General features: G+C 36.0%; 18 protein-coding genes. 2 read left to right on the top strand and 16 right to left on the bottom strand.

The window, feature by feature from the left end; all coding sequences use genetic code 11:
• Window positions 1-309 precede the first annotated feature (309 nt).
• Window positions 310-738: a DUF2621 family protein gene (locus tag LIZ98_RS00215; RefSeq protein ID WP_227138680.1), complete on the top strand. Its 429-nt coding sequence runs from the start codon at window positions 310-312 to the stop codon at window positions 736-738.
• 122 nt (window positions 739-860) lie between these two features.
• Here the strand turns inward: LIZ98_RS00215 and LIZ98_RS00210 are convergent, their stop codons facing one another.
• The 9 genes from LIZ98_RS00210 to LIZ98_RS00170 all read right to left on the bottom strand — a co-directional run bounded on the left by LIZ98_RS00210 (window position 861) and on the right by LIZ98_RS00170 (window position 7,950).
• Window positions 861-1,220 carry a response regulator gene (locus LIZ98_RS00210; protein ID WP_041845202.1) on the bottom strand — a complete coding sequence of 120 codons (360 nt, stop codon included), beginning with the start codon at window positions 1,218-1,220 and terminating at the stop codon, window positions 861-863.
• Window positions 1,221-1,246: 26 nt separating this feature from the next.
• Window positions 1,247-1,954 (bottom strand): cytochrome c biogenesis CcdA family protein, encoded by a 708-nt coding sequence (locus tag LIZ98_RS00205; RefSeq protein ID WP_227138657.1) that lies wholly within the window; start codon window positions 1,952-1,954, stop codon window positions 1,247-1,249.
• Between the two features lie 113 nt (window positions 1,955-2,067).
• The gene (locus LIZ98_RS00200; RefSeq protein ID WP_108898000.1) at window positions 2,068-3,906 is read right to left on the bottom strand and encodes an ABC transporter ATP-binding protein; all 1,839 of its coding nucleotides are present in this window, start codon (window positions 3,904-3,906) and stop codon (window positions 2,068-2,070) included.
• A gap of 3 nt (window positions 3,907-3,909) precedes the next feature.
• A complete protein-coding gene (locus LIZ98_RS00195) occupies window positions 3,910-5,658 on the bottom strand; it encodes an ABC transporter transmembrane domain-containing protein (protein ID WP_041848545.1) in 1,749 nt (582 codons plus the stop codon).
• Window positions 5,659-5,850: 192 nt separating this feature from the next.
• Complete coding sequence (locus LIZ98_RS00190) at window positions 5,851-6,069, bottom strand: YneF family protein (RefSeq protein ID WP_034769993.1); 219 nt, start codon at window positions 6,067-6,069, stop codon at window positions 5,851-5,853.
• Window positions 6,070-6,202: 133 nt separating this feature from the next.
• Entirely contained in the window at window positions 6,203-6,655 is a 453-nt protein-coding gene (gene sirA / locus LIZ98_RS00185) for a sporulation inhibitor of replication protein SirA (protein WP_227138659.1), read from the bottom strand.
• A 151-nt stretch (window positions 6,656-6,806) separates the two neighbouring features.
• Complete coding sequence (locus tag LIZ98_RS00180; protein WP_034769989.1) at window positions 6,807-7,040, bottom strand: DUF896 domain-containing protein; 234 nt, start codon at window positions 7,038-7,040, stop codon at window positions 6,807-6,809.
• A 12-nt stretch (window positions 7,041-7,052) separates the two neighbouring features.
• Window positions 7,053-7,730: a YneB family resolvase-like protein gene (locus LIZ98_RS00175; RefSeq protein WP_041848547.1), complete on the bottom strand. Its 678-nt coding sequence runs from the start codon at window positions 7,728-7,730 to the stop codon at window positions 7,053-7,055.
• A 40-nt stretch (window positions 7,731-7,770) separates the two neighbouring features.
• Window positions 7,771-7,950, bottom strand: coding sequence for a hypothetical protein (locus LIZ98_RS00170; protein WP_034769986.1), 180 nt, complete (start codon window positions 7,948-7,950; stop codon window positions 7,771-7,773).
• Window positions 7,951-8,095: 145 nt separating this feature from the next.
• Between LIZ98_RS00170 and lexA the strand changes: the two genes are divergently transcribed.
• Entirely contained in the window at window positions 8,096-8,716 is a 621-nt protein-coding gene (lexA, locus tag LIZ98_RS00165) for a transcriptional repressor LexA (RefSeq protein ID WP_034769985.1), read from the top strand.
• Window positions 8,717-8,769: 53 nt separating this feature from the next.
• On the opposite strand, the gene glnA is transcribed toward lexA, so the two are convergent.
• From glnA to miaA, 7 genes are all read right to left on the bottom strand, one after another.
• A complete protein-coding gene (gene glnA / locus LIZ98_RS00160) occupies window positions 8,770-10,107 on the bottom strand; it encodes a type I glutamate--ammonia ligase (protein WP_227138660.1) in 1,338 nt (445 codons plus the stop codon).
• Window positions 10,108-10,200: 93 nt separating this feature from the next.
• Window positions 10,201-10,602, bottom strand: coding sequence for a MerR family transcriptional regulator (locus LIZ98_RS00155; RefSeq protein WP_034769983.1), 402 nt, complete (start codon window positions 10,600-10,602; stop codon window positions 10,201-10,203).
• 245 nt (window positions 10,603-10,847) lie between these two features.
• A complete protein-coding gene (locus LIZ98_RS00150; RefSeq protein WP_041845207.1) occupies window positions 10,848-12,119 on the bottom strand; it encodes a methionine gamma-lyase family protein in 1,272 nt (423 codons plus the stop codon).
• A gap of 1 nt (window position 12,120) precedes the next feature.
• Complete coding sequence (gene hflX, locus LIZ98_RS00145; RefSeq protein WP_227138662.1) at window positions 12,121-13,386, bottom strand: GTPase HflX; 1,266 nt, start codon at window positions 13,384-13,386, stop codon at window positions 12,121-12,123.
• 193 nt (window positions 13,387-13,579) lie between these two features.
• The gene (gene spoVK, locus LIZ98_RS00140) at window positions 13,580-14,509 is read right to left on the bottom strand and encodes a stage V sporulation protein K (RefSeq protein WP_034769978.1); all 930 of its coding nucleotides are present in this window, start codon (window positions 14,507-14,509) and stop codon (window positions 13,580-13,582) included.
• Window positions 14,510-14,986: 477 nt separating this feature from the next.
• Window positions 14,987-15,211, bottom strand: coding sequence for an RNA chaperone Hfq (hfq, locus tag LIZ98_RS00135; protein WP_034769975.1), 225 nt, complete (start codon window positions 15,209-15,211; stop codon window positions 14,987-14,989).
• A 28-nt stretch (window positions 15,212-15,239) separates the two neighbouring features.
• A complete protein-coding gene (gene miaA / locus LIZ98_RS00130; protein WP_034769974.1) occupies window positions 15,240-16,190 on the bottom strand; it encodes a tRNA (adenosine(37)-N6)-dimethylallyltransferase MiaA in 951 nt (316 codons plus the stop codon).
• Window positions 16,191-16,354: the final 164 nt, after the last annotated feature.

Raw genomic sequence — 16,354 nt, 5'->3', positions numbered from 1 at the left:
TTATTTTTTCTAAACAGATAAGGCTACTTGAAAGTTACAATTATAATTTATTTTAAAATGATTGTCCTCTATTGAAAACCCCTAAGAATCATTTTAATTGAAAACCGGCTTCATGCATTGTTATAATACAAAGTGAAACGCTTTAAATTTATACTTACTTCATGTAAAAAAGTAGACATGCGGCATGCCTTTCTCCCTCCGATCTTCCTCGTTGACCAGAATCTTGAGGTGGGAGTCTTACTACCCGCAAAAAATAATTTTGATTTTATTCATCCTAACGCTTTATCTTTTCAAACGAGGGGGGTAAATATGCTGGACGGCTGGTTTCTTTGGTTTATTTTAATGTGGATTTTCGCGCTTCCCGTTCTTTTTGGAATTGGTGGATTTTTTATGTTTAGAAAATTTCTAAAAAAATTGCCAAAAGAAGATGGCAAATCAGACATGGATTGGGAAATTTATTATGTAGAAAATACGAAACATTTATGGACGGAAGAGCAACTAGCCCTTTTGAATGAACTCGTTTCACCGGTCCCTGAACTATTCCGTGATGTAGCAAGACATAAAATTCAAGGAAAGATCGGTGAACTTGCTTTAAAAGAACATACTAAAAAAATTACTTTGGATTTAATTATTCGAGGTTATATTATCGCCACTCCGAAAAGAGATCATAAATATCTAAGAAAAAAACTGGAACAATTAAATATTCGTACAGAAAGTTACGAACAGTTATTCCAATAATATTTTTTATACATAGAGAAAGCCCCCTCTTTCATTTTGCGGGGCTTTTTATCATCCTGTATGAACGGTCATATCGTTTCTCTTTATAACGAGAAATACCCTAAGTTACAATTTTTCCCACTTTATGAAATATGTTTATCGATTGCTTCAATAATACGGGATTCTTCAAACGGTTTAACAATAAAATCTCTTGCTCCGGCTTCAATGGCTTCTAACACCATTTTGTGTTGGCCCATTGCCGAGCACATAATAATCTTCGCATCAGGAAAATCCTTTTTTATATGTTTTACCGCCTCGATACCATCCATATCCGGCATAGTAATATCCATAAAAACAAGATCAGGCTTCAAATTCTTATATAATTGCACAGCTTCTTCGCCCGTTTGCGCTTCACCGATTACTTCATGTCCGGCTTTTGTAATGGCTCTAGCAATTGTCATTCGTAAAAATTTTGCATCATCAACGATTAAAACCTTTCCCACTTGACAAATCCTCCTCATCAACAAATTTAAAACCCTTGAAAACCACCAAAAAGAACCGTTAGCCAGCTAATGAATATATTCATCCAATCAAAAAATAACATGAAGCCAACAAGGACCATTAAAGAACCGCCGACTTTCATGATCATTACATTATGCCTTCGAATCCAACTGATTTTTCCGATAAAAAAGGTCATAATAATAAACGGAACAATAAAGCCGAGTACATAAGATATCATATAAATAAAACCTTCAGATGGATTCGTAGCACTCAATCCAATAACGGCTCCTAATATTGGTCCCATACAAGGTGTCCAACCGGCAGCAAAAGCCAGACCAATCAATAGCGATCCAAGATATCCGCTCGGTCTATTTTTAAATTCGAAGCGCCTTTCTGTCATTAAGAATTCAGGTTTTAACAAGCCAACCGTTATCAAACCAAAAAAAATGATAAAGATTGCCCCAATTTGACGAATAAGATCCATATGCTTTACAAATAAACTATATACAAAAGTGGTGCTCAAGCCTAAAACTAGAAAAACAATGGAAAACCCGATAAGGAAAAAAGTAGTATGCAAGAAACTTCTTTTTTGCAATAATATATTTTCTTCTTTTAATTCCGCGACACTCATCCCGGTAATATAAGAAAGAAAGGCGGGATATAGAGGCAGACAACAAGGTGAAATAAAACTTAAAATCCCGGCTCCGAAAGCTAAAAATACATTTAAATCCGGCAACAATATCCCCCCGATAAATCGATTTCTCTTTACCCGTTGAAAATTCTCCCATATACTATCTTCATTTTATCAAATCCAAATAAAATATAAAGCATTATTGTCCACGCATTCATTTATATTCCAAAGGATTGATTGCTACGACTGCTTCCTTCGTGTACCGCCTCTTCCATTTTTTCCGATAACCCATTTTGCAGCAAATACATTTTATAGTACAACCCTTTTTGTGCCAGTAATTGTTGATGGTTGCCACGTTCGACAATTTTTCCTTTATGAAGGACACAAATAAGATCCGCTTCTTGAATCGTCGACAGTCGATGAGCAATGGCAATCGTCGTCCTGCCTTTCCGCATTTTTTCCAGAGATGATTGGATTAATTCTTCCGTTTCCGTATCAATATTCGCAGTTGCCTCATCGAGAATGAGGATTTTCGGATTCATCGCAATTGTCCGGGCAAATGCGATCAACTGTCTTTGTCCGCCTGAAAGAGTTGACCCTCTTTCATTGACTGGATAAAGATATTGTTCCGGTAAATCTTTTATGAAGTCATGTGCTTGAACAAATTTGGCAGCCTCAACGATTTCTTTGTCGGTTATTTCTTGATTATACAATCTGATATTCTCTTTGATTGTACCATAAAACAAGTAAGGGTCTTGTAAAACTAACCCGATTTTTCTTCGTAATTCTTCTATCGGATAGGTTTTGATCGAATTTCCATCAATGAATATCTCTCCACGGTCAAACTCATAAAACCGCATAAATAGATTAATAATCGAACTTTTTCCACTACCGGTATGACCAACAAATGCAATTGTTTCACCGGGATTCACTGTAAATGTAATATCTTTCAATATATCTTGTTTGCCGTCATAAGAAAACGAAACATGGCGAAATTCAATTTTCCCTGATGCAATTTCCAAACCTTCCACTTCAGTTTGTTGAGGAGCCAACTCTTTTTCATCCAAAAGATGAAAAACCCGTGAAGCGGAAACGATCGCTTGTTGATAAAAACTTAATTGCTCCATAAAGTTATTAACCGGTTCAAAAAGGCGACTTAAATAGGTGGTAAAGGCAAATAATACTCCAAGCTCCACAGATGTTTCCATGGAGGTAATCCCAAAAAAGCTTAATATCATAATAAGGCCTAATATATACACTAAATCTACTGCCGGGCGTAATAATAGTCCATCAATCTTGATTTTTCGCATTCCTGCACGGTAGTGAGCATCATTAATAGCTGCAAACTCTTTACACATCCGTTCCTCTTGGCGGAATATTTGAATAATTCCCATTCCCTGTAATGATTCATTTAATTTGGCATTCAGTTGCCCAAGTAATTCCCGTAACTCACTATAAAATTTCGAACTTAATTTTCGATATAAATGGATAATATAGAATAAAACAGGTAAAAGGAAAAGACATAGTGCTGCAAGTTTAATATCGAGAACAAACATAGCGATGAAAATACCGATAATCATAAAAAAACTTTGAAGAAAAATTGCCAATACACTAACAAACATATCTTTTATTGCTTCAGTATCATTGGTTACTCTTGATACAATCGTTCCCCCGGGGGTTTGATCAAAAAACTTCATTCCAAGCATTTCTACCTTACTGAATACATCAATACGTAACTGTTGAATGATTTTTAAAGCAATCTCTTGAAATTTTACTGATTGTAAATACATAATAAGAGAATTGAACATCTGAATAACGATATAAGTTATAGCTAATATAATAATAGGTTTCGATTCGAAATTTCTCGGTGTTACATAATCATCTATAAAGATTTTTATAAAAATTGGACCAATAACTTCACCAACCGTTGTCAGAACTAATAGTAAAAAGGCAAATAGTAATGATTTCCCGTGCGGCTTTGTATAACGTAACAGACGGTACAAAACTTGTCGTTGTTGCTTAGCATCCAAATGCACATTTTTCGATAATGGCTCCATGTCTCATCCTCCATCTTCCACAAGCGATTCCAGTTGCTGATGAAGATACATTTCTCTGTACCAGCCTTGTTCACTTACTAAATTTTCATGAGTACCACTTTGAATAACTTTTCCTTCATCCAATACAAGAATTAAATCGGCATGTTGAATGGCACTGAGTCGATGCGACGTGATGATTGTGGTTTTCCCGGAACGGTTTTGTTTTAATGCTTGCAGGATGGATTCTTCCGTTTTTGCATCGACGGCTGACAAGGAATCATCTAAAATTAATATTTCCGGATTCAAAAGTAGTGCCCGGGCAATCGCAATTCGTTGTTTTTGACCACCGGACAAACTTACTCCCCGTTCACCGACAACCGTTTCGTACCCCTGTGCAAATTCAATAATATCTTCATGAATATTGGCAATCTTTGCAGCAGAAATGATATCTTCATCACTCGCATTTACCTTTGCAAAGGCGATATTTTCCCGGACGGTTGTTGAAAAGAGAAAGTGGTCTTGCGGAACATAACCAAATGCTTTACGGAATTCATCAAGTTTATATTTTTGAATTGGAAGTCCGCCAATCAATATTTCACCTTCATATCCCTCAAATTCACGAATCAACAATTTAATCAATGTTGTTTTCCCACTACCGGTCTTCCCGGCAATTCCAAGTGTTTTCCCTTGTTGAAGAGTAAATGCTATTTCACGTAAAACCGGGTCTGTTTTCCCCGGATAGCAGAATGAATGTACATGATAGTCAATATCACCGGTTGGGATAAGACTTATGCTCACATCTGAATCGGCAATCTCCATCTTTTCTTCTAATAATCGTTTTACGCGGTCGTATGAAGCACGCCCACGTTCAACAATATTGAAAAACCAACCGAAAGCGAGCATCGGCCAAATTAACAAACCTAAATATGTATTAAAAGAAATTAATTCACCAATTGTAATGCTTCCTTTAACAACATAGTATGCTCCGAACCCGATGGACAAGAAAAAAGAAATGCCGACACAGGCAGAAATCGTTGGGTCGTATAAGGCATCAATTTTTGCAACAGCGATGTTTTTTTCTACAACATCGGTGGATTGTTTCTTAAATGCTTCAATATCTTCCTTTTCTTGGCCGAATGTTTTGATGACCTTCATACCGGAAATACTTTCTTGGGTTTTGCCATTTAATAAAGAAAAGGCTTCTTGAGCTTTTTCAAACCGTGCATGAAGTTTGGTCCCATACCAATTAGTTAATAAAGCAATTAGCGGTAGTGGAAGTAAGCTGATTAATGTCAATTGCCAACTGATTGTTGCCGCCATGGTAATAATGACAAATCCGCCTGTTGCTAAAGAGTCAACAGCAGTTAGAACTCCGCTGCCGGCTGTTTGCTGGATTGCCTGTATATCATTGGTGGCATGTGCCATTAAGTCACCGATACGTTTCCGTTGATAAAAAGAGGAGGGCATCTTTGTAAAATGTTCATAAAGTTGACTTCTTAAAATCCGTGCTAATTTCACAGAACTACCAAAAATATAAATCCTCCAATAATAGCGTAATATGTACATCAGTAATGATGTTATAATAAGGGCAAAAACCCATATACCCATTTTCCCCCATGTCAAACGGTTGCTGCCAATATCATCAGCCACAAAACCGATAATTTTGGGCGGAATTAGTTGCAACAACGCAACAAATAATAACAATATGATGCCAATCATATACGACTTCTTTTCTTTTTTAAAAAACCAGGCTAATTCGAAAAAGACTTTCATAGCTCCCCTCCATATTTCGATGATATAAGATCCGTACAAAATTTATACATCTCTATGTACAAAAAAGATCGTTCATATCGGATCTGTTCCGATAAAAACGATCATATTCGTATATGGACAAAATCAATGTTTGACTTCGATTATTATAGAATCCATATATTTGAAAACTCTTTTTAAAAGAGCAGTAAAAAATTACTTCGGTTGTTGTTTATTAATGGCATTCATCATTTGATTAATTTTTTTCTGACTCGGCTTCATTCCCATTTGCATCATCATCACGCGAATCATTTGTTCATTGATTGGTGGATTTTTCTTCAAATAGTCCATCATATAACGGCGTGCAAGGAAAAATCCGATGGCAATTCCTGCTAAGAGGGCAACAAAAATTAGTAAATATCCCCACCAAACCATTGCAAATCCTCCTTCTTGTTGTCTACTATTCAGTTTACTAAACGTACTTTCATTTTACAATACAGAACCTTTAAATTTTCCCATGTTTTGGTGAAAATTTCAATACTTAATTAACAAAATCACTAGAAACTATTCACCGGGAGGATAGAGTTTCCAAATAATGATGATCCTTCATCGGTTTAATCCAGCCAAAACGCCCATTATCCAAATCAACAACTAGAAAATTGAATTCAGTCTTTCTTAACGCTTCCATAAATATCATATCAATATCCATTGTCCCGGTCGATTGCATAACACATTTTTTTTGATATATTTTAAAACTAACTGAACCTCGACTGTTTTCTACGAGAAACATCCCATTATTCATAATGAAATCTTTTCTTCCTTGTAATTGTTCGATCAGTTGTTTATAAATTCGGATCGCCGGTATCGAGGAAGAAATATAGTCAATTTGTTTTGAAAGGATCTTTTTCATTTTATTATTTGCTGTTTCATAATCCTTAAATAAATGATAAAAGAAATACTCTCTACCATAGTAATAATTTGCAAATAATTCCTTAATGATATACATATCGTATTTTCTCATAATCTCCCGCCCCTTTTTCGTATAATTGGACAAATCTTTTATATATATTTTAATAGGCGGGAGACAAAAAAAATGTCGCTTTATTGAGAAAAATTTCTTCTATATTTGTCGAATTCTTGTAGTCTTTGGTCAAACACTCATTTTTAAATGATTAATGGTATCTTTTTCGTTTCTTAAGTTGCTTCAATTTTTCAGGTGTAACATCATTTCCATTCGGATCAATGACTGTTACATTTTCAATTGTTTTTTTAAATGAATTTCGGAAGGATTGCAAATATTCACTTCTCAATTTTGACTGTTCTTTTGCTTCTTCCACTGTCAACCCTTCCCTTTTCTTCTTTGCTGCCAATTCATTAATTCTGGCCAGTTTTTCTTTTGAAAGCATATGAAAACTCCTTTATTTATAATTAACATGGTTATCTTTGTTATTGACTTGCATTTCTTGACAATATTCTTGAAAACGTCTATGTACGGTTGCCTTGGATACTGAATATCCGAATCCCCTTAACGTTGCGGCTATATCTGAAAAAGTCAGTCCCATGTTTCGTAATCGAATAATTTCTTCCAATGGAACTTCTTTTCTATCACGGCCGGCATTTTCACCACGATTTGATAAGTTTTGCTCCGGTCTGTACCCGGCCCGAACAGCACGTTCCATCCCACGCTTGATTTTACTGTTATGTAACTTTCTTTGGTATTCTTCCACAAGACTTATAATTTTTAATACCATTGAATCCGCTTCGGAGATTTGTAATTCACCTTGATGAGAGATTGTATAAATTTTTACTCCCAGTTTAAACAATACGTGAAGAAGGGCGATTTTTGCATTCCCTCTGGCAAGTCTCGTTTCATCTTGAATTAAAAGTGCTTGGATTTGGTGTTCTTTAATTTTCTCCAATATTTCAAGGATACCAGGTCTGTCAAGATCATACCCGCTTGCTTGCTCACAAATTGTATCAACGACTTGAAATTGATACCTTTCTGAAAGAGCTTTAAGTTCTTCTTCCTGTCTGGCCAATGATGTTTCTTGTGACTCTTTTTCCGTACTTACCCGACAATAGATGATCGCTTTCAAAACAACACCTTCTAAAACATTGTTTGTATTATAGTATATATTATTCATTCATACTTGTCATTTCAACTGTATATTGTTCTAAATCTTTATGATCCTCTATTTTTTCCGTTTCATCGCTTGAGGATGATAATATATGTACATAAATGAGTCCACAAATAAATGAAATGAGTAATAATAGAATCACATAAGAATAATTTTTCCACAATTTTTGCAATAACATTCTATCACCCCGTTAACGAATATTAGTTCGTAACCCTATTATAAAACGAACGTATATTTGAGTCAAGAAAAATTTCGAACTTATGTTTGTCAAAATGATGTCAGTTATGATATACTATAGAAAAATATGCTAAGGGGTGTTGAATATGACTAAATTATCCAAACGTCAACAGGAAATTTTAGATTTTATTAAAAAAGAAGTACGAGAAAAGGGGTATCCACCATCGGTTCGTGAAATTGGTGAAGCGGTTGGTCTATCCTCCAGTTCAACGGTACACGGCCATTTAGCCAGACTTGAGAGCAAAGGACTAATCCGCCGCGACCCTACTAAACCGAGAGCGATAGAAATTCTCGACAATAAAGGGTTGAATGAACCTGATGTTCCTGTGCGGAAAGTGCCAATTGTCGGTAAAGTAACCGCCGGAATGCCTATTACCGCTATTGAAAATATTGAAGACTATTTTCCTCTGCCGGAAAAAATTGCTCCTAGTGGAGATCCTGTTTTCATGTTGGAAATTATGGGAGAAAGTATGATTGAGGCAGGTATTTTAGATGGAGACTATGTAATTGTCCGACAACAAAGTACCGCAGAAAACGGTGATATCGTTGTCGCTTTAACTGAGGAAAATGAAGCAACTGTAAAACGTTTTTATAAAGAGAAAAACTATATCCGGCTACAACCGGAAAACGCAACAATGGACCCAATTATTGTTCCGAATGTTTCGATACTTGGAAAAGTAATCGGCGTCTATCGACAAATATATTAAACTTTTATAATTATATGAAAGGGTGCCTCCCAAAAAGGAAGCACCCTTAAAAATTAATATAATTTCAAATATTGTTCTCTCTCCCAAGGTGTCACTTGCGTACGGAACATATCCCACTCAATTTCTTTCGCTTCGATAAAGTTTGTTAAAATATGTTCTCCTAATGCTGACATAATGATTTCATCTTCTTGCAATTTCTCTAAAGCTGATTGCAATGTTCCGGGAAGATCATTAATTCCTTCTGCCTCACGTTCTTCTTTTGTCATGACGTAAATATTTCGATCTACCGGACTTGGAGGTGTTAGTTTGTTCTTGATACCATCTAATCCAGCTTTCAATATAACTGCCATGGCTAAATACGGATTAGCAGACGGGTCTACGCTACGCAATTCAATACGGGTACTCATCCCTCTTGAAGCAGGAACCCGAACCAATGGACTACGGTTGCGTGCCGACCATGCAACATAAACCGGTGCTTCATATCCCGGTACTAACCGTTTGTATGAGTTAACTGTTGGATTTGTAACAGCCGTAAAGTTTGGCGCATGTTTCAAAACTCCAGCCATAAATTGATAGGCTGTTTCACTTAATTCCAATTCACCTGTTGGATCATAAAATGCATTGGCACCCTCTTTAAACAAAGAAATATTACAGTGCATTCCGGAACCGTTAATTCCAAAAAGCGGTTTTGGCATAAATGTTGCGTGAAGACCATGTTTACGTGCAATTGTTTTTACAACCAGCTTAAAAGTTTGGATTTCATCACAGGCAGTAACAACATCTTCGTATTTGAAATCAATTTCGTGTTGACCGGGTGCTACTTCGTGATGGGATGCTTCAATTTCAAAACCCATATCTTCCAGTTCAACGACAATGTCTTTTCGACAGTTTTCACCTAAATCAGTCGGTGCCAAATCAAAATAACCGCCATGATCGTTTAATTCCATTGTCGGTTCTCCGTTAGCATCCAATTTAAACAAGAAAAATTCAGGCTCAGGACCTAAATTAAATTGTGTAAAACCGAGTTCTTTCATTTCTTCAACAATTCGTTTTAAATTGTTACGCGGATCTCCCATAAACGGTGTACCATCCGGATTGTAAATATCACAAATCATCCGAGCCACTTTACCACGACCGGCCGTCCACGGAAAGACCACCCAAGTATCCAAGTCCGGATATAAGTACATATCACTTTCTTCAATACGGACAAATCCTTCAATCGATGAACCGTCGAACATGATTTTATTATCCAGTGCTTTTTCAAGTTGGCTCAATGGAATTTCTACATTTTTAACCGTTCCTAAAATGTCTGTGAATTGCAAACGTATGAAAGCCACGTTTTCTTCATTTGCCATCCGAATAATATCATCGCGATTATATTTTTTTCCCATTGTCTTTTTCCTCCATCATTTTCTTTAATAATCTTTAACTCTATTGATTGTGATAACTTCATTAATACGAATGCGGTTCTTTTTTGTACGCTCCTAGTGAAAGAAACGATACATGTCCCCTTGCCGTAAATCAGAACGATTGATTCGACTGTTGGTAAGTAACTCATTCCTTAAGATCTTTCTTAGTTCTTTTTCCGAAATTTCTTGGTCTCTTTCCTTTTTTCGGTTTTGCTTTTCTAACTTTTCCAGTTCCTTCATCGCAAAGATTTGTTTAATCCCTGCGATATTAACGCCTTGATCTAAAAGGTCTTTAATTTCCAAGAGCTTATCGATATCATTCAAAGAAAACATTCGCTGGTTCCCTTTTGTCCGTGCCGGAACCACCAATTGATGTTCTTCGTAGTACCGAATTTGTCTCGCTGTAAGTTCCGTCAGTTCCATCACAGTTCCTATAGGAAATAAAGGTAGGGATCTGCGAATTTCTTTTCCGCTCACCTTTCCGCCCCCTTTACAAATTATTTATTATCATTATATCCAATGTTAAATATAATGTCAACAACATGTGAGCATATCTAACATATTATTTACGACTTAAATGATGGATGTAGAAATAAAAAATGGTTCACCGACAAAGAGCTAATTTTTTAAAAACTTAAACCGACCATTGTTTGTACATATCGACCATTTCGAAAGAACTTTTTGGGTTCTAATCAAAAGATGGCTGGGGTGTTTTTTCATGTTTATTCAATGGTGATTAACTGTTTTTCAATTAACCTATTGACGGCAAGACAAATAGCAATTTTGACATGTTCATAAGTTAATCCCCCCTGAACATAAGCAATATACGGAGGGCGTATTGGGCCGTCTGCAGATAATTCAATACTTGCACCTTGAATAAAGGTACCTGCGGCCATAATCACATCATCTTCATACCCCGGCATATAACTTGGATAAGGTGTAAATTTTGAATTAACAGGAGAAGCATACTGAATTGCTTGACAGAAAGCGATCATTCTATCCTTATCATTAAATTGAACAGATTGAATGAGGTCGGTCCTTTTTGCATCCCAAGATGGATTTGTATTCAATCCGATACGTTCCAACATCGCTGCAGTAAATACGGCACCTTTTAATGCTTGACCAACAATATGGGGTGCTAGGAAAAAACCTTGATACATTTCAAGTAAGCTATATAGGGAGGCACCAGCTTCACCACCCAGTCCGGGAGCCGTTAATCGATAAGCACATTTATTTACCCACTCTCTTTTCCCGACAATATAGCCTCCCGTTTTTACAATGCCGCCTCCTGGATTTTTTATTAACGAACCGGCCATTAAATCGGCACCGACATGAGTTGGCTCCAATTCTTCAACAAATTCTCCATAACAATTATCTACAAAAATAACTACATCTTTTTTAATCTCTCTAACAAAATCAATCATTTCTTTTATTTCATTTACAGTAAATGATGGTCGGTCGGCATAACCTTTTGAACGTTGAATCCCAATCATTTTTGTTTTCGGATGAATACGTTCAGCAATGTTTTTAAAATCAGGTCTCCCCTCCTGTGTAAGCGGAACGGTTTGATAACCAATGCCAAATTCTTTTAAATTTCCATTTTCTGACCCGCGTATTCCAACGATTTCCTCCAAAGTATCATAAGGATTGCCGGTAATATAAAGAAGTTCATCTCCCGGCCTTAGAACTCCGAATAAGCATGTAGAAATGGCGTGGGTACCGGAAATAATTTGTGGCCTGACCAATGCAGCCTCGGTACCAAAACAATCGGCATATACTTTTTCTAACGTATCTCTACCAATATCATCATAGCCGTATCCCGTTGAAGGAATAAAATGTGAATCACTGACTTCATTTTTTTGGAAACTTTTCAATACACGATATTGATTGTTTTCGACAATTTTATCAATTTGATCATGTATGGGTCGAATTTTCATTTCCACCTCATTAATAATTGATTGAAGTTTTGCATTGTTGGTTAGTACATTTTCCATGTTATTCTCCATCTCCGTCATTTTGTTTCTTGATTTCCCCATATAGAGGGGAGTGGGCAAAAATATAGCCTTTACATTGATAGGTTTCGTCACTTTCCAAAAATTTGAGCTCCCGTAAAATGGTTTCCTCTTTCAGCCGGGCTAATAATTTTCCGGATGTCGAGGGCAAGTTGACTTCATATTGGACCATTTCTTCTATCATCATCTCTTCAATTTTACGCTTTAGTCGCTCACGATCAGCAAGGTTTAAGGCACTGATTTGTAACACCTTGCCGTCCGCTGTTGGAACAAAATCATTGTGGACCCGATCCATTTTATTATATAAAACTAGTTGGGGAATTTTCTCAGCATGTAATTCTTTTAATATTTTATTCACGGTTTTTTCATGTTGATCGTAATCCGGATTGGAAGCATCGATGACATGAAGCAACAGATCGGCTTCTGCAACTTCTTCCAATGTGGAACGAAATGCTGCAACCAGTGTTGTTGGTAAATCTTCAATAAAACCGACTGTATCGCTTAATAAAACAGTAAATCCGCTGGGTAGCACTAATTTTCGTGTCAGTGGATCAAGGGTGGCGAATAGTTTATTTTCTTCGTAGGATGCGGCATCTGTCAATCGGTTAAACAAAGTTGACTTCCCGGCATTCGTGTACCCGATTAAGGCAATTTGGTATGTATTTTTTTTCTTTCTATTCGAGCGATAACGTTTCCGATGTTCCACAATAACAGAAAGCTGATTTTTAATTTCATTAATCCGGTTACGAATATGTCTTCGATCAGTTTCCAGTTTTGTTTCACCCGGTCCTCTTGTTCCAATTCCACCACCAAGACGGGATAACTCGGTTCCTTGTCCAACTAATCTGGGCAATAAATACTCCAGTTGAGCGAGCTCCACCTGTAGTTTCCCTTCTCTTGACTTCGCTCTTCTCGCAAATATATCCAAAATTAATTGCGTCCGGTCGATGATTTTCGTTTGCAATTGGTTTGATAAATTTCGTAACTGGCTCGGTGTCAATTCACTATTAAAAATGACAACATCTACTTCAAGTTCTTCAATAAGATTCCGTAATTCCTCCACCTTTCCCTTCCCCAGATAAGTAGAAGAATCTGGCTTGTCTCTTTTTTGTGTCACACGAAGGATCACTTCACCATTAGCTGTATCCGTCAACGAGACAAGTTCTTCCATTGAATTTTCAAAACGGAAATCATCCATTTCCGGGAGTTGACAGCCAACGACAATAACTTTTTCTCTTGCGTTTTCCACAAAACCACCTAATTTCTTTTATAATCAATCATTATTTTTCTTATCCGCAAGTTGAACCTGCGGAGCCTCATTTATCCATTACTATATTTACACAAAATAAATTTGACTGCAAATTCGGTTCGTAAAAAAAAATTTAGTTCATTATAAAAAAAACCCCAACATGCTGGGGCAAAAGATTTATCTATTTTTCAGTTCAATGTTCATCCGGAAAAATAAGATCTTGGCTGCGAATCGTCATTAATTCACTCCGGTCAAATTGATTATTAATTAATAATCTCATTGCTTGGGCACGAATCGACTTTTCAATAATATTTCTTACATAACGTCCATTTGAAAAGCGATTTCGAATAAACGATGATTTCACAAATGATAAGTGCTCTCGTAATTTTTTTTCAGCTTCATGACTTAATATATATTCTTTTTCTTTCATCATCATTTTTCCGATATCCATTAGCTGTTCAACCGTATAATCAGGAAATTCAATGATAATCGGGAAGCGTGATTCAAGACCAGGATTTAAGGCGAGAAAATGATCCATCTCGCGTGAGTAACCGGCTAATATAAGTACAAAATCATGTTGTTTATCTTCCATATGTTTTACCAAAGTATCAATGGCCTCTTTCCCAAAATCCTTTTCACCGCCACGGCCTAGAGAGTATGCTTCGTCTATAAAGAGGATGCCGCCCATAGCTTTTTTAATCAAATCACGAGTTTTTTGTGCAGTATGTCCGATATATTCACCAACTAAATCGGCTCTTTCACATTCAATCAAATGTCCCTTTGATAAAACACCAACCTTTTGAAAAAGTTTCCCGATCAGTCGGGCAACCGTTGTTTTTCCTGTTCCCGGATTTCCTTTAAACATCATATGGAGGACCTGTTTCCCAGCTTTTAATCCTTTTTCCTCCCGCTTTTTATTCACAATAATCCAGGCATATATTTCTTTAATTACGTGTTTTACATCATTTAGACCAACTAAGGAATTTAACTGTTCTTCAATTTCTCTTAATATTTCATGATCACCAGTCTGCTCTTTTGGTTCAGTAACCGGTTCAACTCTTGCTTTTCGGTTTAAAGTAATACTTATTTGACCATTATTTTTCATCCGTATTGGTTGATCCAATGTGTTCACCTCTCTTGTATGTAAAACAGTATACGCCCAGATGAAAAAAAGGTGACATTCGCCTATTTGTCGAAAAAATGTATTTCCTGCTTCACTTTTCTTTATGTTTTGACAATAATTTATGTTTAATGACAAAATCCCACTTTCCCTTTGTCAAATCTTGCGCTTTCCCAAGAAATAATGAATATTATTTCCAAATTTGCTTTCATCACGTAAAAACAGCTGATGTGATCATATCATGCACAAAGATTTGTATAAAACGAAATATGGTTCATGGAAACCTTGCTTCTCTTCCCATAAGGCTTTTAAAGGTCTTAAAATATCTTTTACTATATTTATTCATAAATAATACAAGTCATGACTCGAGTATCATATTTTCCTTAAAAGTAATACGTCCTCGATTATACTTATAGCCTACAAATAGAAAAAGAGGTATGATTTATGAAAACCATACCTCTTTTGTATTATTACTTTCCCCTACTCTAAATCAATTTGCACATTTCGTGACGGGGCAAAAGTTGATATTGCATGTTTAAAAACGAGTTGTTGTTTGCCATCGGTTTCAAATAAAACAGTAAAATTATCAAACCCTCGGACGAGACCGCGGATTTGGAAACCGTTTGTTAGGAATACGGTAACTAAAATATTCTCTTTCCGTATTTGATTTAAAAATTGGTCTTGAATATTGATCGGTTGTTTCATTCTTTGTCCTCCTCATTATTCTCCTAATTTATATATTCGCTCTAAGGTGAAGCTTTCCTGCAACGAAATCAGAAATTTTTTGTAAATTTTTTTCATATTCTTTCAGATTCGTGATATCAAACCACTCGACATCCATCTTATTCCGAAACCATGTCAATTGTCTTTTGGCAAAATGTCTCGTATTTTGTTTTAATTGGTCTACCGCTTCTTCAAGGGTAATTTTTCCGTCAAAGTAAGCGAACAATTCTTTATAGCCAATCGCTTGTGTCGCCTGAACATTTTTGAACCCTTGATCATATAAAGCTTTTGCCTCGTTGATTAGCCCATTTTCGATCATTTGGTCGACTCGTTCATTTATTCTTTTATATAAAATGTCACGATTCATTGTTAAACCAACAATCGCAACATCATATAATAATGTATATTGTTGTTTTGCTTTTAATTCCGCCATCGTTTGTCCGGTCGAAAAATATACTTCTAAAGCCCGGATAACACGGCGCTCGTTATTAGGATGAATTTGCCGGGCAGTCTCCGGATCGACTTTTGAAAGGTATTGATACAAACGTTCAATCCCTTCTAATTTCACTCTTTCTTCTAAAAGGCTACGTATTTTGTTGTTTTTTCCTTGATTAGAAAATTGATAATCATAAATAACAGCTTGAATATAAAGCCCTGTCCCTCCGACAATCATCGGTAAATGATTTCGGTCGGTAATAGCAGAAATTTTTTTTCGGACAAGTTGTTGAAAATCATATACAGAAAAAGATTCATCCGGATTTTTAATATCGATTAGATGATGTGGGATTCCTTTCATTTCCTCTTTGGAGATTTTGGCTGTCCCAATATCAAGTCCGCGATAAATTTGCATTGAATCTCCACTAATAATTTCACCATGAAATTGTTTTGCCAAATCAATACTTAATTTGGTTTTTCCCACTGCGGTAGGTCCGATAATACACAGCAACTTCTCCTTGTTCACAAAAATCCCACTACTTTCAACACATTTATTTGAAATCATTTCCTGTCATTTTTAGTTTACCACAATAAAATAAATATGTTAAACATCAAACTATTATGTCCCGAAACAGGAAAGATATACCTCATTTTGTCGATTCATGATGGAAATTCGAAAATTTTTTTAAA

The organism is Caldibacillus sp. 210928-DFI.2.18, assembly GCF_020554505.1.
Taxonomy (GTDB): Bacteria; Bacillota; Bacilli; order Bacillales; family Caldibacillaceae; genus Caldifermentibacillus; species Caldifermentibacillus hisashii.
Note: the sequence above shows the minus strand (reverse complement) of the source record. Positions and strands in the feature narration are given on the sequence as shown.

What these genes read in the sequence shown, in the direction of transcription:
- LIZ98_RS00190 (WP_034769993.1), bottom strand. Translation starts at nt 6,069, where the DNA reads ATGGTTTGGTGGGGATATTTACTAATTTTTGTTGCCCTCTTAGCAGGA.
- LIZ98_RS00150 (WP_041845207.1), bottom strand. Translation starts at nt 12,119, where the DNA reads ATGGAAAATGTACTAACCAACAATGCAAAACTTCAATCAATTATTAAT.
- sirA (WP_227138659.1), bottom strand. Translation starts at nt 6,655, where the DNA reads ATGAGAAAATACGATATGTATATCATTAAGGAATTATTTGCAAATTAT.
- LIZ98_RS00200 (WP_108898000.1), bottom strand. Translation starts at nt 3,906, where the DNA reads ATGGAGCCATTATCGAAAAATGTGCATTTGGATGCTAAGCAACAACGA.
- glnA (WP_227138660.1), bottom strand. Translation starts at nt 10,107, where the DNA reads ATGGGAAAAAAATATAATCGCGATGATATTATTCGGATGGCAAATGAA.
- hfq (WP_034769975.1), bottom strand. Translation starts at nt 15,211, where the DNA reads ATGAAACAACCGATCAATATTCAAGACCAATTTTTAAATCAAATACGG.
- LIZ98_RS00170 (WP_034769986.1), bottom strand. Translation starts at nt 7,950, where the DNA reads ATGTTATTGCAAAAATTGTGGAAAAATTATTCTTATGTGATTCTATTA.
- lexA (WP_034769985.1), top strand. Translation starts at nt 8,096, where the DNA reads ATGACTAAATTATCCAAACGTCAACAGGAAATTTTAGATTTTATTAAA.
- LIZ98_RS00195 (WP_041848545.1), bottom strand. Translation starts at nt 5,658, where the DNA reads ATGAAAGTCTTTTTCGAATTAGCCTGGTTTTTTAAAAAAGAAAAGAAG.
- LIZ98_RS00180 (WP_034769989.1), bottom strand. Translation starts at nt 7,040, where the DNA reads ATGCTTTCAAAAGAAAAACTGGCCAGAATTAATGAATTGGCAGCAAAG.
- LIZ98_RS00215 (WP_227138680.1), top strand. Translation starts at nt 310, where the DNA reads ATGCTGGACGGCTGGTTTCTTTGGTTTATTTTAATGTGGATTTTCGCG.